This is a genomic window from Nonomuraea sp. CA-218870, assembly GCF_050936535.1.
GTDB classification, from domain to species: Bacteria; Actinomycetota; Actinomycetes; order Streptosporangiales; family Streptosporangiaceae; genus Nonomuraea; species Nonomuraea corallina.
Genome location: NZ_JBNJMN010000002.1, coordinates 1,224,996 through 1,247,149 on the forward strand (window position 1 = coordinate 1,224,996; position 22,154 = coordinate 1,247,149).

Consider the following 22,154-nt stretch of genomic DNA (forward strand, 5'->3'; position numbering starts at 1 on the left):
GTATGCCCGCCGCCAGAAGGAGGAAACTGCCGTGGATCTCAGCTTCGATGGTCGTGTCGCCGTGGTCACGGGAGCGGGTGGCGGCCTCGGCCGCGCCCACGCTCTCGAACTGGGCCGTCGCGGAGCGCGGGTGGTCGTCAACGACATGGGCACGTCCCTGTCCGGCGACGGGCTGGAGCGGGACCGCGCGGCGATCGTCGTCAAGGAGATCGAGGAACGCGGCGGCATCGCGGTGGCCGACACGAACTCGGTCGCCACCGTGGCCGGCGGCCAGGCGGTGATCGAGACGGCGCTGTCCGCGTTCGGCAGGGTGGACATCGTCGTGAACAACGCGGGCATCCTGCGCGACAAGACCTTCCACAACACCAGCCCCGACGACGTGGACCCGGTGCTCGACGTGCACCTGAAGGGCGCGTTCAACGTCACCCGCCCGGCGTGGGCGCGGTTCAGGGAGCAGGGGTTCGGGCGGGTCGTGGTGACCTCGTCGTCGGCCGGCTTCTTCGGCAACTTCGGCCAGTCGTCGTACGCCGCGGCGAAGCTCGCCCTGGTCGGCCTGATCAAGGTGCTCGCGATCGAGGGCGCCAAGTACGACATCAAGGCGAACGCGATCGGCCCGGTGGCGCAGACCCGCATGACCGAGGGCTTCGACAACCCGCTCGCCGACCACCTGGACCCCGCGCTGGTCTCGGCGGTGGTCGGATACCTGTGCCACGACTCCTGCGAGCTCTCCGGCGAGATCCTCAGCGCCGGCGGCGGCCGGGTGGCGCGCGTGTTCATCGGCGTCACCCGCGGCTACCTGAACGGCCGGCTCACCGCCGAGGACGTCCGCGACCACCTGGCCGAGATCTTCGACGACGCCGGCTACCAGGTGCCGGAGAACAGCATGGCCGAGATGACCCTGCTCGCGGACCTGCTGGGGAAGTGAGATGACCGCCCAGCGCACCCGCCCGGCCTCCCTCACCGGCCGGCGCCTGTCGAGGGTCCAGCTCGGCGAGTGGATCGACCTGGCGGCCAAGCGCTCCCCGGACCGGGCCTGCTTCGTCACCGGGTCGGGCACCCGTACCTTCGCCGAGGTGCGCGACCGGGTGCACCGGCTCGCCCGCGGCCTGCAGGAGATGGGCCTGGGCCAGGGGGAGCGGGTCGCCGTCCTGGACACCGACTCGCCGGAGTACGTGGAGACCTTCCTCGCCCTGTTCAAGCTCGGCGCGGTCGCGGTCCCGCTCAACTTCCGGCTGTCCCCTGCGGAGATCACGACGCTGCTGCGGAGCGCCGAGGCGTCCTGGGCGTTCGTCGGCGACCGGTACGCGGCCGGCGTCCTGGCCGCCATGGACGACCTGGACCATCTCGACCACGTCGTCGGCTTCGGCGCCGCGGCCGGCACGGTGCCCTTCGAGGAGGTGCTCCGGCGCGGCGCCGCCGGCTCGCCCCGGGAGGCGTTCGTCGACGACGAGGACATCGTCGCGCTCGCCTACACCAGCGGCACGACCGGGCTGCCCAAGGGCGTCATGCAGTCGCACCGGATGTGGAAGACGATGGTCTCCAACGCGATCCTGGAGTACCGCTTCCTGCGCGACGAGTTCCGCTACTCGGCGTCCCCGCTCTACCACGTCGCCGGCCTCAGCCTCGTGCTCAACGCGATCTGCCGAAGCTCGGCGTCCCTGATCGTCCCTCAGTGGGACCCGGCAGAACTGCTGCGGTGGTGCCGCCAGGGCCTCACCGACGTGTTCCTCGTCCCCACGATGATCAGCGCCCTGCTGCGGCAGCCGGGCGTGAAGCCGGACGACTTCGCCACGCTGCGCTCGGTCTTCTACGGGGCCGCGCCGATGTCGCCCGAGCTGCTCACCCAGGCCATGGCGATGATGCGGTGCGACTTCTACAACGGCTTCGGCGCCGGCACCGAGGCGGGCATGCAGACCGTGCTCACCCCCGAGGACCACCTGCGCGCCCTCGACGGCCACCCGCACCTGCTCAGGTCGGTCGGCCGCCCCGGCTTCAACATCGACCTGCAGATCTGGGACGCCGCCGGCGAGGAGGTGCCGGTGGGCACGGTCGGCGAGATCGTCACCCGCAGCGACATGGTGATGAGCGGCTACCACGGGCAGCCGGAGAAGACCGCACAGGTCATCTCCGACGGCTGGTTCAAGGGCGGCGACCTCGGTTACCTCGACCAGGACGGCTATCTCTACCTGGCCGGCCGCAAGGACGACATGATCATCCGGGGTGGCGAGAACGTCTACCCGCTGGAGATCGAGGCCACCCTGTTCGCCCATCCCGGGGTCGTGGAGTGCGCCGTCGTCGGCGTCCCCGACCCGCACTGGGGCGAGACCGTGCGCGCCCACGTCGTGCTCGCCGGGGGCGTCGAGGCCACCCCGGAGGAACTCCAGGCGTTCTGCCGTGAACGCCTGGCCAAGTACAAGGTCCCCGACCACATCCGCATCCACAGCGAGACCCTGCCCAAGAACGCCAGCGGCAAGGTGCTCCACCGCCTGCTTCGGGAGCAATCGTGAGCGACCAGCGCCGGACCCCGGACGAGACCGCGTTCCAGGACGCCGTCCGGGCCTTCCTCGACACCCATGCCAAGCCCCTGCCGGAATGGGAGGAGGGCTGGGGCAACGGCCCCGACGAGCTGAGCGCGGGCGCCGAACCGACCCGCGAGGAGGAGCTGAGCATGGTGGCGGCCGCGGTGGCCTTCCGCCGCGAGCTGTTCGACGCCGGCTTCGGCTGGCTCACCGGCCCGCCCGAGTACGGCGGCGCCGGCCGGGCCCAGCGCTACCAGGAGCTGTTCGACGAGGTCGCGGCCGACTACGAGCTGCCGTCGGAGGCCTGCTTCATCGTCGGCCACCACATCGTCGCGCCGACGCTGCTCGCCTGGGGCACGCCGGAGGTGAAGGAGAGGTACCTGCGCCCGCTGTACCGGGGCGACCTCGTCGCCTGCCAGCTCTTCTCCGAGCCCGAGGCCGGCTCCGACCTCGCGGGCGTGAAGAGCAGGGGGGTTCGCGACGGCGACGGCTGGCGGGTCTCCGGGCAGAAGGTGTGGACCTCCGGCGGCCACTACAGCGACATCGGCGAGATGCTCGTCCGCACCGACCCGGACGCGCCCAAGCACGCCGGGCTCACCATGCTGATGGTCGACATGCACGATCCGGGGGTCGAAGTCCGCCCGCTGCGCCAGCTCACCGGCGGTGAGGCATTCAACGAGGTGTTCGTCGACGACGTCTTCGTCCCCGACAGCCACGTGCTCGGCAAGCCCGGCGACGGCTGGAAGGTGGCGATGACCACGCTCGGCAACGAGCGCGCGTCGATGGGCTACCGCACCGCCTCGCCCGCCACGGACCCGGTCGAGCGGCTGCTCGGCCTCATCCAGCACTTCGGCCTCGCCGGCGACCCGCACATCCGCCAGGAGTTCGCGAGGATCGCGATCCGGCGGGACGTGATCCGGTGGACCGCCGCCCGCGCCTCCGGCCGCGGCGAGCCGGGGGCCGAGGCGTCGATCATCAAGCTGATGGACTCGGAGAACGTCCGCGCCATCGGCGAGCTGGCCGGCCGCGTGCTCGGCCCGCGCATGACGGCCGACACCGGCGAGTGGGGCACCTACGTCTGGGCCGAGCTCGCGCTCAGCGCGCCCTCACGGCGCATCGCCGGCGGCACCGACGAGATCATGCGCAACATCATGGCCGAGCGCATCCTGGGCCTGCCCCGTGAGCCCCGCCCCCTGACCTGACCTCGCCGGCGCGCCGCCCGCAGGCGGCGCGTCACCCCTTCGCGTCACCCCTTCGCGTCATCCCTTCGCGTCATCCCTTCGCGTCATCCCTTCGCGTATCCGAGGAGACATCACATCCATGGCTGACCGTACGCCCGTGATCGCCGGCATCGGCCTGAGCGATTACCCCAAAGCGCCCCACCTGGACGCGGTCGGGCACCACGTGCTCGCCACCCAGCGGGCGCTGGCCGACTGCGGCCTGAAGAAGAGCGAGATCGACGGGTTCATGTGCGCCCAGGGCGACTTCGCCCAGCCGGACAACGCCGGCACCATGGCGGAGATCCTGGGCATCAACCCCCGCTACTTCGACGGCACCGCCGTCGGCGGCTCCAGCTTCGAGCTGCACATCCAGCACGCGAAGGCCGCGATCGAGGCGGGGCTGTGCGAGAACGTGCTCATCGTCTACGGCTCGGACCTCTACACCAAGTCGGGCACCAACCCCGGGTTCGGCGCGAAGAAGCCCGGTGAGCAGGTCGCGGGCGCGCTGCAGTACGAGTCGCCCTGGGGCAACACCCTGATCGGCGCGTACGCGATGGCCGCCCAGCGGCACATGCACGAGTACGGCACCACCTCCGAGCAGCTCGCGGCGATCGCCGTGGCCTGCCGCACGCACGCCGGGCTCAACCCCAACGCCCAGTACCGCAAGCCGCTGACGGTCGAGGACGTCGTCAACTCGCGCATGATCGCCGATCCGCTGCACCTGTTCGACTGCTGCGTCGTCTCCGACGGCGGCGGCGCGGTGATCGTCACCACCGCCGAGCGCGCCCGGGACCTGCGCCAGCCCCCGGTCCACATCCTCGGCGCGGCGTCGGCCCAGACCCACTGGAACATCAGCCAGATGCCCGACTACACGCGCACCGCGGCCGAGCGCAGCGGCAAGGAGGCGTTCGCGCAGGCCGGGCTCACCCCGGACGACGTCGACACCGTGCAGCTCTACGACAGTTTCACCATCACCGCGCTGCTCATGCTGGAGGACCTGGGTTTCTGCAAGAAGGGCGAGGGCGGGCCGTTCGCCGCCTCCGGCGCCCTCCAGCTCGGCGGCAGCCTCCCGCTCAACACCGACGGCGGCGCCCTCAGCTCCTGCCACCCCGGCATGCGCGGCATCTTCCTGCTCATCGAGGCCACCAGGCAGCTCCGGGGCCAGGCCGGCGAGGCGCAGGTCGAGGGCGCCGAGGTCGCCCTCGCGTGCGGTTCGGGCGGCTGGCTGTCGGCGATGGGCACCGTGATACTCGGAAAGGACAAGGCATGACGAACGTGACCACTCCCGCGACGGAGGGCCGGCCGGTCCCGCTGCTCGACGCGGCCGGTCGCCCGTACTGGGAGGCCACCATCCGGGGCGAGCTGCTGGTGCAGGAGTGCCCCGGCTGCGGCCACCGCCAGTTCTACCCGCGTCAGATCTGCGTCGAGTGCGGTGACACGCCCGGCTGGCTGACCACGGCGGGCAAGGGCACCGTGCACACGTTCTCGGTGGTGCGCCAGCAGGGCGCCTACCCGTTCAACCAGTGGACGCCGTACGCGGTCGCGATCGTGGAGCTCGACGAGGGCCCCCGCGTCATGGGCAACGTGATCGGCTGCGAGGTCGACGAGGTCCGCATCGGGATGCGGGTCGAGGTCGAGTTCGTCCCGCTGAACGACGAGGCGTCGCTGCCGTTCTGGCGGCCTGTGGCCGGCTGAGCCGTCCGGAGGCACACGGAAGCCGGGAGGGGGCGTCCCCCTCCCGGCTTCCGCGCGTCTCAGGCGAACGCCGGCACCGGCGACCCCGGCAGGGCCGGCAGGCGCGACGACAGCCAGTCGGCGATCAGGTCGAGGGTGGGGCCGGGATCGTCCGACTGGAGGTGCTCGGCGCCGCCATCCTCGCGGGTGAAGACGCGCAGCCGCTTGTCGGCCGAGCCCGCGGCCTCGAAGGCGCGGCGCGCGTCCGCGACCGGGATCTCCCGGTCGTCCTCGCCGTGCACGATCAGCAGCGGCTGCCTCACCCGTGGCCAGACGTCGGCGAGCGTCCACAGTTTCAGCCGCTCCAGCGCCTCCTGGACCGTGCCCGTGCCCGTCACCCAGGGCAGGAACCACCGCGTCGGCTCCTCGGCCGAGCCCTCGTCCCAGCGCCGCCGCCACAGCGCGCCGCAGTCCCAGCTGCCCGCCCAGGAGACGCAGGCCGAGACCCTCGGCTCGAACGCCGCCGAGCGGGCGGCGTAGTAGCCGCCGAAGCTGACGCCGAGCACGGCGACGTGCCGGGCGTCCACGTCGTGGCGGGTCTGGAGATGGTCGATGATGGCCGCGGTCGGCACCTCGTAGTCCGGGCGGGACGGCACGCCGCGCAACCGGATCAGCTCCCCGGTGCCGGGGGTGTCGATGACCAGGCAGGTGATGCCGCGCCGGGCGAACGTGTCGCCCACCGTCGCGTAGAGCATCTCCTTGGTCAGGTCGAGCCCGCCGTACACGATGACCACCGGACGCGGGCCGGAGGCGTCCGGCGCGATCAGGTAACCGGGCAGCGTGCCGTCGGGGGAGTCGACGTGGATGCGCACCAGCGGGAAGGTTCCGCAGTCCAGGGCGTTCCCGAAGGCCTGCAGGGACGCGGCGTAACTCTCCGACTTGGTCGGCCCCGGCGGGATCTGCCGCTGGCCGGCCGCGTGGTAAACCGACGCGCGCAGATAGCGACGGCCGGCCGCCGCCAGATAGCCGGCCGCGGCGTCGGCCGCGGCGAGCGCCTCCTGCTGGTGCGCCATGCCGGCCCAGGCGGCGGCCCAGGCGTCCAGGCCGGCCTCCGGCGCGTCGCGCAGCGGGCCGAGCCAGCGCCCCAGGTCAGCGAGTGAGCCGCCGGCCATCAAGGCCAGGTTCACGCTCGACGACCGGACGTGGTCGCCCGGGAAGAACTCGAACACGGCGACTCCTTCGCGGAACGGTCCGACGCCGCGAGCCCTCACGCCGCGCGGATCCTGCGTACTTCTCATCAGTCACATGTACAAACGGTTGTTCTCAGGGCGGCGTTACCCGGCGCGCCTGCGGGCGGGGCGGCTCAGGTCGTGGCCCACTGCGCGCGCGGACGCTCCTCGGGGCCGGCCAGGCCGCCGATCTCCGGGTAGACCTTGGTGGCCATCAGCTCCATCTCGCGGATCAGGTCGTCGGTCGGCTGCTGCGCCCAGTGCCAGATCAGCACGGAGTACTCGTACGGGACCTGCTCCCATTCGGCGGCGAACTGGGCCTTCGCCTGGTCGACGGTGCCGCCGAGGAACAGGCCCGAGTCCTTGACCGCCTGTACGACGTCGCCGTTCACCGGCATCTTCTTCTTGAAGAACTTCGCGTAGAAGTTCTCGAAGATGTCCGCGTCGTAGTCCCGCAGGGCCCGGTCGTACGCCGCAGGGGAGTCGGTGATGTGCGGCCAGCGCACCGGAGCCTGGTTCGCGCCGAGCGGCACCGGGTGGCCGGACTTGGCGGCCTCCTCGGCGTAGATCTTCGCGAACTCCTCGGTCTTCGCCGCGGGGGAGAAGCTGGTGACGACGAAGCCGTTGCGCGCGCAGTACCGGATCGACTCCTCCGAGCTCGACGACGCCACGAACACCGGCGGGTGCGGCCGCTGGTACGGCGGCGGCGTGACCGAGATCTTCCGGATGGCGCCGTTCTCGTCGACCTCGTCCAGCGCGCCCATCAGCGACGCGGTGTCCGTGGCCGGATAGGTGGTGATGCCGGTGTCGTACGGGAACGGCACCTGGATCCTGGAGCCCTTGAAGTCGAAGGAGTCCTCGGTCCAGGCCTTGAGCATCAGCTCGACCTGCTCCTCGAAGATGCTGCGGTTCTTCTGGTCGGCCGAACCGCCGTCGGACAGCGTGGCCGGGGTGCCCAGGTGCTGCCCGAGCACGTCGGTCCAGCGCGACTGGTAGCCGCGGCTGACCCCGGCCCAGAACCGGCCCTCCAGCATGTGGTCGAGCATCGCGCACTCCTCGGCCACCCGGATCGCGTCCTGGGTGCCGAGCACGTAGCCGTTGGTGCCGACGTTGATGCGGCTCGTCTGCGCTCCCAGCCAGGCGTTCACCACGCCGGGCGAGGGGGCGACCTCGTACCCCTCGGAGTGGAAATGATGCTCGATCCCGGCGATGCCCCAATAGCCCAGGTCCTCGGCGGCCTTGGCGATCCTCGCCCAGTCGCGCATCACCTTCTGGAACTCGTCCCGATCGCGGCCCAGCGGGCGCCGGGCGGCGCGCCCCGCGGCACCGCCTTCGGCGGGAATGACCGGATAGAGCTGCACGATCGCCTTGACACTCAAATCTCGCTCCTCAGGCTAGTGACCGGATACATCGCAGCCATCCAACGGGCGCGTAGTTACCGGGCCGTTCTCCGTGGCCGTTAATGACGGAGTAACGCGCCCGCACATAGACCTGCGGCACGACAAGCCCGGCAGCCGGCCGCGATCTACGGAGGGTTCTGATGAGGATTTGCCGCTTCACGCCGCACGGCTGGCCGGAGGCAGAGGTGCGGTCCGGCGCCGCGGTCGGAGCGCTCGACGCGCCGGTCATCGTCGACCTGGCCTCCCTCCTCGCCTCGGAGATCGTCGCGGACGGCGGCGAGCCCGGCCGCGCCGCCGAACTCGCCCGCGCCACCTTCCCCGGCAGCACGGTCGCTCTGCTCGGCTCAGGCGGCCGGGCCCAGCGCGAGGCCGAGCGGCTCCTCGCCGCTCTCGGCGACCCCGCGGCGGCGCTGCGGCAGACCGGCCCGCTCGGGCCGCACGCCCACGCGCGCGAGGCGGTGCGCCTGCTCGCCCCGGTCGACCGCCCGCCGGCGCTGCGCGACTTCTTCGCCTTCGAGGACCACATGGTCAACGCGCTGCGCAACCTCGGCAGGGAGGTCCCGCGGGCGTGGTACGAGGCCCCCTCCCACTACGTGACCCGCAGCGCGTCGGTGTTCGGCCCCGACGAGACCGGCCAGTGGCCCGCGTACACCGAGAAGCTCGACTACGAGCTGGAGTTCGCGATCGTCATCGGCAGGCGCGGCCGTGACATCCCGCCCGAGCGGGCCTGGGACCACATCGCCGGGCTCACCATCTTCAACGACCTGTCCTGCCGCGACGTCCAGCGCCGCGAGATGGGCACCGCCGTCGGCCCGGCCAAGACCAAGGGCTTCGACCGCGGCTGCGCCACCGGGCCGTATCTCGTCACCGTCGACGAGATCCCGCGCCCGTTCCAGGCCGGCATGCGGGCCTTCGTCAACGACGAGCTGTGGTCGCAGGGCTCCGCCGGGTCGATCCACTGGTCCATCGAGCAGCTCGTGGCGCACGCCTCGGCGGGGGAGACGCTGCTGCCCGGCGACCTGCTCGGCTCGGGGACGGTGGGCACCGGCGCCGGGATCGAGATCGACCGCTGGATCAAGCCGGGAGACGTGATCCGGCTGGAGATCGACGGGCTCGGCGCGCTGGAGACCCGCGTGGAGCGCGCGGGGGACGCCTGATGCGTCCGGCGATCCTGCGCGAGCGGGACGTGCCGATCGAGCTCCCGGACGGCGTCGTGCTCCGCGCCGACGTCTACCGCGACCCGGCCGCGGGACCGCGCCCGGTGCTGCTGCAGTACACCGCGTACGACAAGTCGAACTGGGCCTCCGTCTACGGGGTGATCAATCCGGAACGGGCGGTCGACCACGGCTTCGCCGTCGTGGTCGTGGACGCGCGCGGCCGGTTCCGCTCCGGCGGCGACGAGCCGTTCCGCCCGTTCGCCCGCTCCGGCGAGGACGCCGCCGCGTGCGTCGCCTGGGCGGCGGCGCAGCCGTGGTCGAGCGGCGCGGTCGGCATGTACGGCGCGTCGAACAACGGCGTCCCCCAGTGGCAGGCGCTGCGGCACCGGCCGCCGGCGCTGCGCACGATCGTGCCGCACTTCACCGCGCCCGAGTACGGCGACGGCTGGGTCTGGCGCGGCGGCGCGTTCCGGCTCGGCTTCAACCTGTGGTGGAGCCTGGCGAACCTCGCCCCCGACCAGCTCCGCCGCGCGATCGCCCGCGACGGCGCCGCCGCGCACGAGGACACCGCGCAAGCGCTCGCCCGCGCCCTGCGCGACCCGGACACCGCCCTGCGGGCCCTGCCGCTGACGGACGTGCCCGCCCTGGACGACATCGCCCCCCACTACCGCGAGTGGCTCGCGCACCCGCCGGGCGACCCGTACTGGGACGAGCTCAGCGCCCGCGACGCGGTCGCCGCGACCGACCTGCCCGTGCTGCACGTCGCCGGCTGGTACAACGTGCACCTCGACGGCAACCTCGCCGCGTACGAGACGATCAAGGCGGCGGGCGGGCCGGCCGCGGAGCGGCAGCGCCTGATCATCGGCCCGTGGACGCAGTGGTCGCCCGCCCTGTTCGGCGACGCCTGCGGCCCCGAACGGCGTTTCCCCGCCGCGATCGACATGGAAGGGCTGCAGCTCGCCTGGTTCGCGCAGCACCTGGCCGGCGCCGCGGGACCCGGGCTGCCGCCGGTGCGGGTGTTCGTGATGGGCGTGGACGAGTGGCGCGACGAGCGGGAGTGGCCGCCCGCCCGCGCCCGCGCCACCCCCTGGTTCCTGCACAGCGGGGGAGCCGCGAACTCGCGCCACGGGGACGGCCGCCTCGCCCCCGAGCCTCCCGAGGGGCCGCAGCCGCCCGACACGTTCCGGCACGACCCGCGCGACCCCGTGCCCACCCGCGGCGGCGCGACCTACCTGCCGAACCCGGCCGCGAACTCCGGCCCGATGGACCAGAGCGCGGTCGAGGACCGCGACGACGTCCTCGTCTACAGCAGCGACCCGCTGACCGCCCCGGTCGAGGTCATCGGCCCCGTGCGCGCCGTGGTCCACCTGACCGCCGGCGGCCCCGCCATGGACGTGACGGCCAAGCTCGTCGACGTCCACCCCGACGGCCGCGCGTTCCTGCTCTGCGACGGCATCCGGCGGGTGAGCGCCGCCGAGGTCGCCGCCGCCGGATCCGGGCCGGTGCGGGTCGAGGTCGACCTGATCGCCACCGCCAACGTCTTCCTGCCGGGCCATCGCGTCCGGCTGGAGATCGCCGGCAGCTCCTTCCCCGCGTACGACCGCCACGCCGGCACCGCGGACGGCGCCGCCGCCACCCCGGACGACCTGCGCCCCGCGCCGCGGACCGTGTTCCACGACGCCCGCCACCCGTCGGCGCTCGTGCTCCCCGTCGTCCCCGGCCGGTGACGGCCGCGTGCCCGGGCGGTCAGGACACCGGCGACCCGCATCGACGACAAGGAGACGACGGCCATGCCGACCGACGAACCCCAGGGCCTGATCCCGATGCTCCCCGTGGAGGAGGCGGCGCGGACCGCCGTCGAGGCCGGCCTGCGCGAGGAGCTGTCGCGCATCCACTTCTACCGGCTGCTGCTGAACTCGCCGCAGTCGGCCCGCGTGGAGAACGAGATCAACGACCGCATCCTCTGGGAGGGCAGGCTCACCGTCAGGCCGGAGGCGACCCGGCTGCGCGAACTCGCGATCATGCGCGTGGCGTGGGTGACCGGCTCGGCCTACCTGTGGGCGCACCACTACGCGCCGACCGTCGACGTCGACCTGCCGGGCAGACGCCCCGCCGACGTGCTCGGGGTGCGCGAAGGCGCCGCCCACGCGGGCTTCGGGCCCGCCGAACGCGCCGTGATGCGCGCGGCCGACGAGATGGTACGCGACGACAGTATCTCCGAGCGGACCCTGGACGACCTGAAGGAGGTGCTCGCGAACGACGGCGAGGTCGTCGAGATCTGCTACGTCATCGCGATCTGGCGGGCGCTCACCATGCTCATGGACACCTTCCAGGTGCCGCTGGAACCGGGCTATGCGGAATGGGCGCCCGACGGCCGGCGGCCCGGCGACCACGACGCGGAGGCCGGGCGGTGAGCAGGTTCGAGGACTACCGGGACCGGTTCGGCGACGTGCGGATGGAGCGGCACGACGGCATCCTCCAGGTGACCCTGCACACCGACGGCGGGTCGCTGAAGTGGACCGAGCGCGCGCATCGCGAGCTGCCCGAGGCGTTCCGGCAGATCGCCACCGACCCGGACAACCGCGTCGTCATCCTCACCGGCAGCGGCCCCGACTTCCTCACGGAGATGGCGTTCGAGCGGCGCAACACGACCCCGCAGGGCTGGGACCGGGTGGCGCACGAGGGCCGGCACCTGCTCTTCGACCTGCTGGACATCGAAGTGCCGGTCATCGCCGCGGTGAACGGCCCGGCCACCGAGCACGCCGAGCTCGCCCTCCTGTCGGACATCGTCCTCGCCTCCGAGACCGCCACGTTCGCCGACCACCAGCACGTCGTCGCCGGGGTGGTGCCCGGCGACGGGGTGCACCTCGTCTGGCCGTGGCTGCTGGGCATGAACCGGGCCCGGCACTTCCTGCTCACCGGGCGCACCATCGACGCCCGCGAGGCCCTCGACCTCGGCCTGGTGGCGGAGGTGCTGCCGCCGGACCGGCTGCTCGACCGTGCCTGGGAGCACGCCCGTCTGCTCGCCGCCAACACCACGCTCATGCTCCGCTACACCCGCGCGTGCCTCACCATGCTGATCCGCCGCGAGCTGCAGTTCGGGCTCGCGCACGGGCTCGCGCTGGAATCCCTCGCCGCCGTCGACGCCCGCTCCTTCCCCCGGGGGCCGGCCTGATCCGCGCCGGGGCGCGCCCGCGTCCGTACGGCGGGTGCCCACCACCCGCCGTACGGACGCCGCTCCTACCTGATGGCTTCGCCGGTGAACAGGGCGCTGATCGGAGCGGGCTCGTGACGGGTGGCGTCCCCGCCGAAGAGCTCCTCGCGGAAGCGCGTGCTCGTCCCCGGCGACCACTCCTCCGGCTGCCGGACCTCCCGTACGGGCGACCACGTGCGCATCCGCTGGACCACGTCGCCGGCGACCACGAAGACCTGGCCGGTGACGTCTTCGCCGGACGGGCCGGCCAGCCAGGCGACCAGCGCGGCGACCCGCTCGGGCGGCAGCGCCCCGGCGCCGCCGGGCAGCGTGCCGAACGCGGCCTCGCTCATCGGGGTGCGGGCCCGAGGGGCGATCGCGTTGACGCAGACCCCGTGGCGGGAGAGTTCGGCGGCGAGGGTCAGGGTCAGCGTGGCGAGGCCCGCCTTGGCCGCCGCGTAGTTGCTCTGGCCGGCGTTGCCGTACAGCCCCGACTCGCTGCTCGTGTTGATGATCCGCCGGCCCGCGCGCCGCGGCCGCGCGCGCCAGTGCCGGGCCAGGGCGCGGCACATCCGGAACGGCGCGGTCAGGTTCACGGCGAGCACCGTGTCCCAGTCGGCGTCGTCCAGGTTGAAGACCATGCGATCACGGACCACGCCGGCGTTGTTGACCAGGACCGAGACCGGCACCCCGGTGTCCTCGGCGACCGCCAGGACGTCCTCGGCCGCTCCCGGCTCGGCGAGGTCGCCGCGCCAGGAGACGGCTGCGCCGCCCGCGTCGCGGATCTCGTCCACCACCGGCCCGGCGTCCGCCCGGTCCACGCACACCACGGCGGCCCCGCGCCGGGCGAGCAACCGCGCCTCGGCGGCGCCGATGCCCTGCGCGGCTCCGGTGACGACGCAGGCGCGCCCCGTCAGGTCGAATTCCTCATACGGGCCGGGTGAAAACATCATGCCGTTCTCCACGCGCTGTGCATCGAATTCCGCCGAGGATTTCCGGTCGGATCGTCATCGATTATAGGACTTTTGCGCGGAGTGATACAGGAATTCTCTTGGCGAAATTCAAAGGCCGTGGCCTGCTGAAACGCCGCTTCAGGTGTTTTCTTTCCGTGCTTTCGTATATTCGTTTCCGGATAATGGTGGAAGGCGGTCAGCGCCAGCCGAGTGCCGGGGCGACGTGGGTCAGGACCGAGGAGATCAGGTGGGCGTTGTAGTCCACGCCGAGCTGGCTGGGCACCGTCAGCAGGAGCGTGTCGGCCGCGGCGATCGCCTCGTCGGCGGCCAGCTCCTTGACCAGCACGTCCGGTTCGGCGGCGTAGGTGCGCCCGAACACGGCCCTGGTGGTGGCGTCGATGAAGCCGACCTGGTCGGAGCTGTCGCGCTCGTGGCCGAAGTACGCGCGGTCCGTCTCGTTGACGATCGGCATGATGGAGCGGCTCACCGACACCCGCGGCTCGCCCTCGTGCCCGGCCTCCTTCCACGCCTCCCGGTAGGCCGCGATCTGCTCCGCCTGCTGCACGTGGAACGGTTTGCCGTTCTCGTCGTCCTTGAGCGTGGAGCTCATCAGGTGCATGCCGAGCCCGGCGGCCCACTTGGCGGTGGCGTTGGAGCCGGAGCCCCACCAGATCCGCTGCCGCAGCCCTTCGGCGTGCGGTTCGAGGCGCAGCAGCCCCGGCGGGTTGGGGAACATGGGCCGCGGGTTCGGCTGGGCGAACCCCCTGCCCTCCAGCACCTGGAGGAAGACCTCGGCGTGCCTGCGCGCCAGGTCCGCGTCGGTTTCGCCCTCGGCCGGCTCGTAGCCGAAGTAGCGCCAGCCGTCGATCACCTGCTCGGGTGATCCGCGGCTGATGCCGAGCTGGAGCCGGCCGCCCGCGATGAGGTCGGCCGCGCCGGCGTCCTCCGCCATGTAGAGGGGGTTCTCGTACCGCATGTCGATGACGCCCGTGCCGATCTCGATCCGGCTCGTCCGCGCGCCGACGGCCGCCAGCAGCGGGAACGGGCTCGCGAGCTGCCGGGCGAAGTGGTGGACGCGGAAGTAGGCGCCGTCGGCCCCGAGCTCCTCGGCGGCCACCGCCAGCTCGATCGACTGCAGCAGGGTGTCGGCCGCGCTGCGCGCCTTCGAGTGCGGCGACGAGGACCAGTGCCCGAAGCTCAGGAAACCGATGTTCTTCATACGCGAGTCAACCTTCCTCGCGTCAAGGACATTCCATGACATTCGGGCCCCGGGTACGGCGGTTGCTCCCAGAACGCCGTACCCGGGGCCCGGTTCACACGGTGGTCGGAGCCGGCCGCCCCGATCCGTGTCGTCCGATCCCTACTGCAGGGTCAGCAGGCCCGGCCGGTAGGGCAGGAGGCCGTAGTCGCCGCCGGAGCTGGGGCTGCGGCCCTGGTAGAGGAGTTGCAGGTTGCAGGGGTCGACGGTCATGGTCTGGTCGGCGCTGGTGCGGAGCAGCTCGCCGTGGCTGATGTCGTTGGTCCAGGTGGCGCCGCTGTTGGCCTTGCCGGCGAACGGGTTGCTCTCGGAGGTGGCCTGCGGGGTCCAGGAACCGTTCAGGCTGGTGGCCGTGAACGAGCGGAAGTAGCGGCCCTGCGAGCCGATCGCCTCGACGATCATGAGGTACCGGTTCTGGCCCTGCAGCTTGTAGACCTGGACGGCCTCGAACAGGTTGTTCGTCGAGTCACTCATGATCACCGTGGAGGTGGAGCCGAAGCTGCCCGGGAAGTTCCCGATGGGCATGCTGGCCCGGTAGATCCTGCCGTTGTCCCCGGCGAAGAACAGGTACATGTTGCTGCTGTCACCGATGAGCGCCTGGTCGATGGGGCCGGTCGAGGAGTTGGAGATGCTTCCGGAGAAGAGCACCTGCTCCGAGGACCAGCCGTTCGGGTTGGTGGGGTCGCTCGACGTCCGGTACGAGAAGGCGGTCCCGCCCCACTGGTAGGCGAGGACCCAGATGTTGCGCGGGGCGAAGTAGAAGAGCGTGGGCGCGACGGTGCTGGAGTTCATCGTGTTCTGGCTGGCGGTGGCCATCTCGGACCAGTTGGTGAAGAGGCTGAAGTTCATCGAGCCCCATCGGGTGCCGAAGTCGTGCGTCGTGGCGTACACGAGCTGCCTGCCGTTGTAGGGCGCGACGGTGAAGTCCTTGAGGGAGACCCAGCCCGACTTCGGCTGCGCCAGCGGTCCGGTCGAGGTCCAGCGGTAGGTCGACGGGAGTGCGCACGTGCCCGGGTCAGGGTCGGGGTCGCCGCCGCCGTCCATCTTGACGAGTTGCCACTGCTGGTTGTTGCCGCCCCAGTCGTCGTACTGGACGATGTTGGCGCCGTCGGCGGTGGAGGCGCCTTGGACTTCGAGGGCCTTGTTGCTGTGGCGGGAGATGAGGCGGACGTGGCCGTCGGAGCTGTCGGCGAGTCGCCATTGCTGGTTGGTGCCGTTGTGGTCGGTCCATTGGACGATGGAGCCGCCGTTGGCGGTGGAGAAGTTGTAGACGTCGAGGACCTTGCCGGAGTGGCGGGACTTGAGGCGGTAGTAGCCGCCGCCGGAGTCGACGAACTGCCATTGCTGCTGGTTCTGGTTGTTCCTGGTCCATTGGGTGATGCGGGCGCCGTCGTTGGTGGCGAGGTTGTAGAGGTCCAGGGCCTTGCCGCTGTTGCGGTTGACCAGGACGTACCAGGCGTTGGTGTCGACGGTCGCCGCGTGGGCGGCCTGCGTCTGAAGGGCGATGAACAGGCTCGCCACCAAGGTGGCCACCGTCGCGAGGACGGCCAGGGGTTTGAACTTCATCATGTGCTCCGATTCGCCTTTCTGCGTCGGTCTTCGGGGGCCGATCTGTCGGAGGTCCGTGTCAGGGGGTGGTGAGGTCGAAGCGGCGCACGGTCACCGCGCCGCCGAGGGCCTGGGTGGCGTGGTTGAAGATGCCGAAGCGGTAGCCCATGAAGAACTGCCAGGCGTTGTTCAAGGTGAAGGCCGGGCCGAGGCTGGTGAAGGTGCTGCCGTCGGTGCTGTAGGAGAAGCGGGCCTGCCGTCCGGAACCGGGCCGGATGTCGGCGCTGACCCGCAGCCAGATCCGCCCGCCCGAGATGTTCGCGCTCGCCGCCTCGGTGCCGGTGCCGGTGGTCTGCCATGAGCTGTTCATGGTCAGGCCGTTGGTCATCACGACCCGGTTGACGCCGTTGTCGCGCTTGACGCCGATCCAGGCCGACTGGTCGCGCAGCATGGCCAGCCCGGCGCGGTCGCCGTTGGCCATCTGCGAGTAGTCCAGCTCGATCGTCGCCGTCGACGACGGGCCCTGGATGCGGTGGGTCAGGGTGTTGCGGGCGTTGTAGAGGTCGCCGGTGACGGTCGCGGTCTGCAGGCGCAGGCCGTTGCCGGTGGAGAAGCGGCTGGTGTCGGGGTTGTGGTTCCACTCCCAGCGGTGGCCGAGCGTGGCGGAGGTGAAGGTGTCGGGTCCGATCATGGGGGCGACGGTCCGGCTGGTCTGGATGTTCGGCTTCGGGTAGGTGGCCCCCCAGCCGCCGTTGACCGTCTGCACCACGGGCCAGTCGCCGGTCCAGGTGATCGGTGCGAGCGCCGGGACGCGCCCGCCGGGGTAGGCGTCGACGAACGACATGTAGTACCAGTCGCCGTTCTGGGTCTGGACGAGCCCGCCCTGGTGGGGCACGCCGCCGCCGGAGATGGGGCCGGGCATGTCGAGCAGGACCTGACGCATCTCGTACGGGCCCCACGGCGAGGTGGAGCGGAGCACGTACTGGCCGTTGGCGGGGCGGGTCAGCCAGATGTAGTAGTAGCCGCCGCGCTTGTAGAAGCGGGCGCCCTCCAGGGTGCCGACGCTGCTCGGCGTCTGGAACACCTGCTGCGCGCGCACCTGGCTGAGCCCGTCGGCCGAGAGCTGGGCCACGCTGATGGTGCCGTTGCCGTAGGCGACGTACATGGTGTCGTCGGTGTCGATCAGGAGGCCGGCGTCGTAGTAGCAGTTGTTGATCCGCGAGCGCTTGGTCCACGTGCCGTCCACGACGGAGGCGGTGTAGACGTAGGTCCGGTTGAACTCGACGCAGCCCATCCAGTAGTAGGTGCTGTTGCTGGGCCGGTAGTTCAGGGTCGAGGCCCAGATGCCCTTCACGTACGCCCGGCCGCCGGACAGGTCGTAGGCGGCGGAGTCGAAGTCGAGCCTCGGGACCGAATGCCCCGCGTACTCCCAGTCGACCAGGTTGTAGGAGCGCAGGATCGGCGCGCCCGGCGAGTAGTGCATCGTCGAGGCCGAGTAGTAGTAGGCGTCGCCGACCCGGATGATGTCGCCGTCGGCGAAGTCCTGCCACACGACCGGGTTGGCGTAGGTGCCTCCGGGGCCGGGGTCGCCGCCGCCGTCGATCTTGACGAGTTGCCACTGCTGGTTGTTGCCGCCCCAGTCGTCGTACTGGACGATGTTGGCGCCGTCGGCGGTGGAGGCGCCTTGGACTTCGAGGGCCTTGTTGCTGTGGCGGGAGATGAGGCGGACGTGGCCGTCGGAGCTGTCGGCGAGTCGCCATTGCTGGTTGGTGCCGTTGTGGTCGGTCCATTGGACGATGGAGCCGCCGTTGGCGGTGGAGAAGTTGTAGACGTCGAGGACCTTGCCGGAGTGGCGGGACTTGAGGCGGTAGTAGCCGCCGCCGGAGTCGACGAACTGCCATTGCTGCTGGTTCTGGTTGTTCCTGGTCCATTGGGTGATGCGGGCGCCGTCGTTGGTGGCGAGGTTGTAGAGGTCCAGGGCCTTGCCGCTGTTGCGGTTGACCAGGACGTACCAGGCGTTGGTGTCGACGGTCGCCGCGTGGGCGGGGGACGCCTGGGGCGTGAGGAACACGCCCAGGAGAAGCAGGGACGAGAGAGCAACGAGCACGCGCCTCACAGGAACCTCCAGAGGGTGTCGTTCGCGCCGGGCACGGTGTGCGGGGACGCCGCCGGGGGCCCGGGACCTCGGCTGTCATGCTGTTAGCGCTAACATTTCAATCGCGAGAAGAGCGTTGCGATCCGGCCGTCGATCGGGTTGTCGCGAAGTACATCCGACGGTCCGGCCCGCCGTCAACGCGAGCCCCCTCCCGGCGGATCCGCCGGGAGGGGGGAAGGTCTTTCCTCCTGGAGTTTCACCCCCGGAAGGATCGCGTCGAACCGCTCGTGCGGCTGAAAGTTTCACCGCGTCCCCGGGTGCGCCGGTCCTGGGGAGGGGAGCGGTCACCGCCTCGCGGAAGCCCGCCCCCGCCCCTCGGGACGGCCCTACGACGCGTTGTAGGTCCACCTCTGGTTGGCGCCGCTGTGGCAGCTGTACAGCTGCAGCCCCGTGCCGTTGCCGGTGCCGGCACCGACGGCGTCGAGGCACAGTCCGGACTGGACGCCGGTGATGCTGCCGTTGGAGTTGACGCGCCACTTCTGGTTGTCGCCGCCCCAGCAGGAGTAGATCTGGATTCTGGCGCCGTTGCCGGTGCCGGCCGCGTCCAGGCACTTGTTGCCGTACACGCGCAGTTCTCCTGATGAGGTCTGGCTCCACTGCTGGTTGGACTGGCCGTTGCAGTCCCACAGTTGCACCGCGGTGCCGTCCGCGGTGGCGGCGTTCGGCACGTCGACGCAGCGGTTGGAGGCCGCGCCCCTGATCTGCCCGACGCCCGGGGTGGGTGTCGGGTCGGGGTCGGGGTCGGGGTCCGGGTCCGGGTCCGCGGCGTTGAGGGCGTTGAGGACCGAGGTGTAGGCGGCCTTCTTGTTGCCGTTGCGGTCGAAGAGCAGGGGGCTGGTGTTCTCGCCCAGCCAGGAGTCGCTGTCGCGGACGCCCCACACGGTGATGCCGGTGCAGCGGGGGACGGCCAGGCAGTCGTTGGTCACGTTGGCGTAGGTGGTCGCCGAGCCGCCCTGGATGTCCAGCTCGGTGATCTGTACGTCGACGCCGAGGGCGGCGAAGCTCTGGATGGTGGTGCGGTAGTTGCTGTTGTAGGGGCTGTTGCTGTTGAAGTGCGACTGCAGGCCGACGCAGTCGATCGGCACGCCGCGGGCCTTGAAGTCGCGGACCATGTTGTAGACGCCCTGGGTCTTGGCCCAGGTCCAGTTGTCGATGTTGTAGTCGTTGTAGCAGAGCTTGGCGGCCGGGTCGGCGGCGCGTGCGGTGCGGAAGGCGACCTCGATCCAGTCGTTGCCGGTGCGCTGCAGGTTGGAGTCACGCCGGCCGCCGGAGTTGCCGTCGGCGAAGGCCTCGTTGACCACGTCCCAGGCGTAGATCTTGCCCCGGTAGTGGTTCATCACGCCGTTGATGTGATCGATCATCGCCTGGCGCAGCGTGCCGCCCGACAACGACTGCATCCAGCCCGGCTGCTGGTTGTGCCAGGCCAGGGTGTGCCCGCGCACCCGCTTGCCGTTCTGCACGGCCCAGTTGTAGACCCGGTCACCGGCGCTGAAGTTGAACTGACCCCGGTTGGGCTCGGTGGCGTCGATCTTCATCTCGTTCTCGGCCGTCACCATGTCGAACTCGCGGTTCGCGATCGTCGTGTACGCCGAATCGCCGAGCTTGCCCGAGGCGATCGCGGTGCCGAAGTACCGCCCGCTCTGCTGGGCCGCCGCGCCGAGCGTGGTCGCCGCGGCGTCCGCGGGGAGCGGCACCGTCAGGGCCGCGACCAGGCCGATCGCGCCGGCCGCGCCGGCGATGAGAGCCCGGCGGCGCCCGCTGAGCGGGTGCCGGTGGGCAGGTGGGGACATGCGCATGACTGAGCCTCCATAAGTGGATCGGAGAGGAAAGCGCGCGGGACACGCCCGCATGACCCGACGCCGCGCCACGGGGAACGCGCACCACAAGGGCGTCGTGACGGCGATCCCTGCCGCGCACCACCGATCCGGCAGGGGAGATCGCCTCGAGGACTCAGTGTGAGAATCTGGCCGAAACTTGTCAAGGAATCAATGAAATCTTTCGGCGTACGGCCCTCGCCCGATCAGGTTTTCACCGGTGCGGTATCCCGATCAGGCAGGTCGAAAGTTTCGGCTAGCGGGACCAGCGGAGTGGGATGAAAGTTTCACGGCGCCGCCTTCGCCGGCCGGGTGCGGCCGTTCCCGGTAACCCCAGGTCGGCCCGGGGAGCGGCGGCGTCCTCCGGCCGCCCCCGGGATGGGGCGCCTTGACATGACCTTTCCCGCTCGTATTTGCTCCGGGACGCCACCACCTCCCGCCGCCCCGAGGAGGAGCCCGACCAGCACATCCCTGCGTTAGCGCTCACAACCCGGCCTGCGCCGGGGACACGCGGCGCTCACGACCACGGCGACGCGAGATCCGCACAGGCACCCTGCGGCCCTCGCCTCCGCCCAGCTCACCGCCGCTGAACGGCCGGCGGGGGCCAGAGTGAAGAAAGGGGCAGGATTGAACCCGCGTCCTCGCGCGTACGCCACCATCGGAGCCGGCGTGGCCGCTCTGGTCATGGTCATGGCCGCCGCACTGTCCATGGTCCTCACCACTGCCCCGCGAGCGTCGGCGGCGGTACTCACCGAAGTCACCGGCTTCGGGGCCAATCCCGGCGGCCTGCGGATGTACCTCTACGTCCCCGACCGGCCGGCGTCCCGGCCCGGCGTCCTGGTGGCGATGCACGGCTGCAACGGCTGGGCCCAGGGATTCCACCAGGGGACCGAGTTCGCCTCGCTGGCCGACCGGCACGGTTTCATCGTCGTCTACCCGCAGGCGAACAAGAGCGCCAACGGCATGTCGAACTGCTTCGACGTGTGGTCCGACGAGGCCCTGCGCCACGGCGGCGGCAGCGACCCGGTGTCGATCGTCTCCATGGCCACCTACGCGCTGCAACGCTACAACGGCGACCCCGAGCGGGTGTTCGCCACCGGCTTCTCCTCCGGCGCCATGGAGACCCTCAACCTGCTCGCCACGTATCCGGACGTGTTCAAGGCGGGCGCGCCGTTCGCGGGCGTCCCCTACGCCTGCCTCGGGCCCGCCGGCTGCGGGGACAAGACGCCGCAGCAGTGGGGCGACCTGGTACGCAACGCCTACCCCGGCTACACCGGGCCCCGGCCGCGGGTGATGGCCTGGCACGGCACCGCCGACTCGGTGCTGCCCTACACGATGCTGCAGGAAGAGGTCGACCAGTGGACCAACGTGCACGGGCTGAGCCAGACCCCCACGACCACTGACAGCCCGCAGTCCGGATGGACGCGCCGGGTCTTCGGCGCCGGGCAGGTCGAGGCGTACACCATCACCGGCGCCGGCCATGACCTGCCGCGACCCGGGATGGCCGCGTACGCCATCCGCTTCTTCGGCCTGGACGGCGGCTCACCGACGACGACACCGACGGTCACGCCGACGGTCACGCCGACGGCGCCCGGCGGCGACACCGGCCCGATCAGGGGCGCGGCCTCCGGCCGCTGCGTCGACGTGCCGAACGCCGCCACCGCGGACGGCACCGCGGTGCAACTGTGGGACTGCAACGGCCAGTCCAACCAGCAGTGGAGCCAGACCTCATCGGGAGAACTGCGCGTGTACGGCAACAAGTGCCTGGACGCGGCCGGCACCGGCAACGGCGCCAGAATCCAGATCTACTCCTGCTGGGGCGGCGACAACCAGAAGTGGCGCGTCAACTCCAACGGCAGCATCACCGGCGTCCAGTCCGGGCTGTGCCTCGACGCCGCGGGCGCCGGCACCGCCAACGGCACGCGCCTGCAGCTCTACGCCTGCCACAGCGGCGCCAACCAGCGCTGGACCCGCCTCTGACCGGTGGCCCCTGCCGGGTCCGGCGACCAGGTGTTCGTCGTCGACGATGAGGAT

General features: G+C 71.2%; 17 protein-coding genes. 10 read left to right on the forward strand and 7 right to left on the reverse strand.

Features of this window, described 5'->3' with window-relative positions:
- Positions 1 to 31 precede the first annotated feature (31 nt).
- From ACQEUU_RS34335 to ACQEUU_RS34355, 5 genes are all read left to right on the forward strand, one after another.
- The gene (locus ACQEUU_RS34335) at positions 32 to 925 is read left to right on the forward strand and encodes an SDR family NAD(P)-dependent oxidoreductase (protein ID WP_433073931.1); all 894 of its coding nucleotides are present in this window, start codon (positions 32 to 34) and stop codon (positions 923 to 925) included.
- Position 926: 1 nt separating this feature from the next.
- Positions 927 to 2,507, forward strand: coding sequence for a class I adenylate-forming enzyme family protein (locus tag ACQEUU_RS34340; protein WP_433073934.1), 1,581 nt, complete (start codon positions 927 to 929; stop codon positions 2,505 to 2,507).
- Positions 2,504 to 3,721 (forward strand): acyl-CoA dehydrogenase family protein, encoded by a 1,218-nt coding sequence (locus ACQEUU_RS34345; protein WP_433073937.1) that lies wholly within the window; start codon positions 2,504 to 2,506, stop codon positions 3,719 to 3,721. Before ACQEUU_RS34340 ends, ACQEUU_RS34345 begins: the two co-directional genes overlap by 4 nt.
- Positions 3,722 to 3,839: 118 nt before the next feature.
- On the forward strand, positions 3,840 to 5,009 hold the full coding sequence (locus ACQEUU_RS34350; protein ID WP_433073940.1) for an acetyl-CoA acetyltransferase: 1,170 nt from the start codon (positions 3,840 to 3,842) through the stop codon (positions 5,007 to 5,009).
- Positions 5,006 to 5,434 carry a Zn-ribbon domain-containing OB-fold protein gene (locus tag ACQEUU_RS34355; protein WP_433073943.1) on the forward strand — a complete coding sequence of 143 codons (429 nt, stop codon included), beginning with the start codon at positions 5,006 to 5,008 and terminating at the stop codon, positions 5,432 to 5,434. The genes ACQEUU_RS34350 and ACQEUU_RS34355 overlap by 4 nt, the downstream gene beginning before the upstream one ends.
- A 59-nt stretch (positions 5,435 to 5,493) precedes the next feature.
- Here the strand turns inward: ACQEUU_RS34355 and ACQEUU_RS34360 are convergent, their stop codons facing one another.
- Together ACQEUU_RS34360 and ACQEUU_RS34365 are read right to left on the reverse strand one after the other, a co-directional pair.
- Positions 5,494 to 6,642 (reverse strand): alpha/beta hydrolase family protein, encoded by a 1,149-nt coding sequence (locus tag ACQEUU_RS34360; RefSeq protein WP_433073946.1) that lies wholly within the window; start codon positions 6,640 to 6,642, stop codon positions 5,494 to 5,496.
- Positions 6,643 to 6,776: 134 nt separating this feature from the next.
- A complete protein-coding gene (locus ACQEUU_RS34365; protein WP_433073949.1) occupies positions 6,777 to 8,021 on the reverse strand; it encodes an LLM class flavin-dependent oxidoreductase in 1,245 nt (414 codons plus the stop codon).
- 161 nt (positions 8,022 to 8,182) lie between these two features.
- Here ACQEUU_RS34365 and ACQEUU_RS34370 point away from each other — a divergent pair, with 161 nt between their 5' ends.
- The 4 genes from ACQEUU_RS34370 (at position 8,183) to ACQEUU_RS34385 (ending at position 12,374) form a co-directional block, all read left to right on the forward strand.
- Entirely contained in the window at positions 8,183 to 9,199 is a 1,017-nt protein-coding gene (locus tag ACQEUU_RS34370) for a fumarylacetoacetate hydrolase family protein (protein ID WP_433073952.1), read from the forward strand.
- The gene (locus ACQEUU_RS34375; RefSeq protein WP_433073955.1) at positions 9,199 to 10,926 is read left to right on the forward strand and encodes a CocE/NonD family hydrolase; all 1,728 of its coding nucleotides are present in this window, start codon (positions 9,199 to 9,201) and stop codon (positions 10,924 to 10,926) included. Before ACQEUU_RS34370 ends, ACQEUU_RS34375 begins: the two co-directional genes overlap by 1 nt.
- A gap of 63 nt (positions 10,927 to 10,989) precedes the next feature.
- Positions 10,990 to 11,613, forward strand: coding sequence for a carboxymuconolactone decarboxylase family protein (locus tag ACQEUU_RS34380; protein ID WP_433073958.1), 624 nt, complete (start codon positions 10,990 to 10,992; stop codon positions 11,611 to 11,613).
- Positions 11,610 to 12,374: an enoyl-CoA hydratase/isomerase family protein gene (locus tag ACQEUU_RS34385; protein ID WP_433073961.1), complete on the forward strand. Its 765-nt coding sequence runs from the start codon at positions 11,610 to 11,612 to the stop codon at positions 12,372 to 12,374. Before ACQEUU_RS34380 ends, ACQEUU_RS34385 begins: the two co-directional genes overlap by 4 nt.
- A gap of 65 nt (positions 12,375 to 12,439) precedes the next feature.
- On the opposite strand, the gene ACQEUU_RS34390 is transcribed toward ACQEUU_RS34385, so the two are convergent.
- The 5 genes from ACQEUU_RS34390 to ACQEUU_RS34410 form a co-directional block, all read right to left on the reverse strand.
- The gene (locus ACQEUU_RS34390; protein WP_433073964.1) at positions 12,440 to 13,345 is read right to left on the reverse strand and encodes an SDR family NAD(P)-dependent oxidoreductase; all 906 of its coding nucleotides are present in this window, start codon (positions 13,343 to 13,345) and stop codon (positions 12,440 to 12,442) included.
- A 196-nt stretch (positions 13,346 to 13,541) separates the two neighbouring features.
- A complete protein-coding gene (locus tag ACQEUU_RS34395; RefSeq protein WP_433073967.1) occupies positions 13,542 to 14,564 on the reverse strand; it encodes an LLM class flavin-dependent oxidoreductase in 1,023 nt (340 codons plus the stop codon).
- A 141-nt stretch (positions 14,565 to 14,705) separates the two neighbouring features.
- Positions 14,706 to 16,169, reverse strand: a complete 1,464-nt coding sequence (locus ACQEUU_RS34400; RefSeq protein ID WP_433073970.1) for a non-reducing end alpha-L-arabinofuranosidase family hydrolase — start codon at positions 16,167 to 16,169, stop codon at positions 14,706 to 14,708.
- A 61-nt stretch (positions 16,170 to 16,230) separates the two neighbouring features.
- Complete coding sequence (locus ACQEUU_RS34405) at positions 16,231 to 18,258, reverse strand: RICIN domain-containing protein (protein ID WP_433073973.1); 2,028 nt, start codon at positions 18,256 to 18,258, stop codon at positions 16,231 to 16,233.
- 374 nt (positions 18,259 to 18,632) lie between these two features.
- Positions 18,633 to 20,102, reverse strand: coding sequence for an endo-1,4-beta-xylanase (locus ACQEUU_RS34410; RefSeq protein WP_433073976.1), 1,470 nt, complete (start codon positions 20,100 to 20,102; stop codon positions 18,633 to 18,635).
- 645 nt (positions 20,103 to 20,747) lie between these two features.
- Between ACQEUU_RS34410 and ACQEUU_RS34415 the strand changes: the two genes are divergently transcribed.
- Positions 20,748 to 22,100 carry an extracellular catalytic domain type 1 short-chain-length polyhydroxyalkanoate depolymerase gene (locus ACQEUU_RS34415; RefSeq protein WP_433073979.1) on the forward strand — a complete coding sequence of 451 codons (1,353 nt, stop codon included), beginning with the start codon at positions 20,748 to 20,750 and terminating at the stop codon, positions 22,098 to 22,100.
- The last annotated feature ends 54 nt before the right edge of the window (positions 22,101 to 22,154 follow it).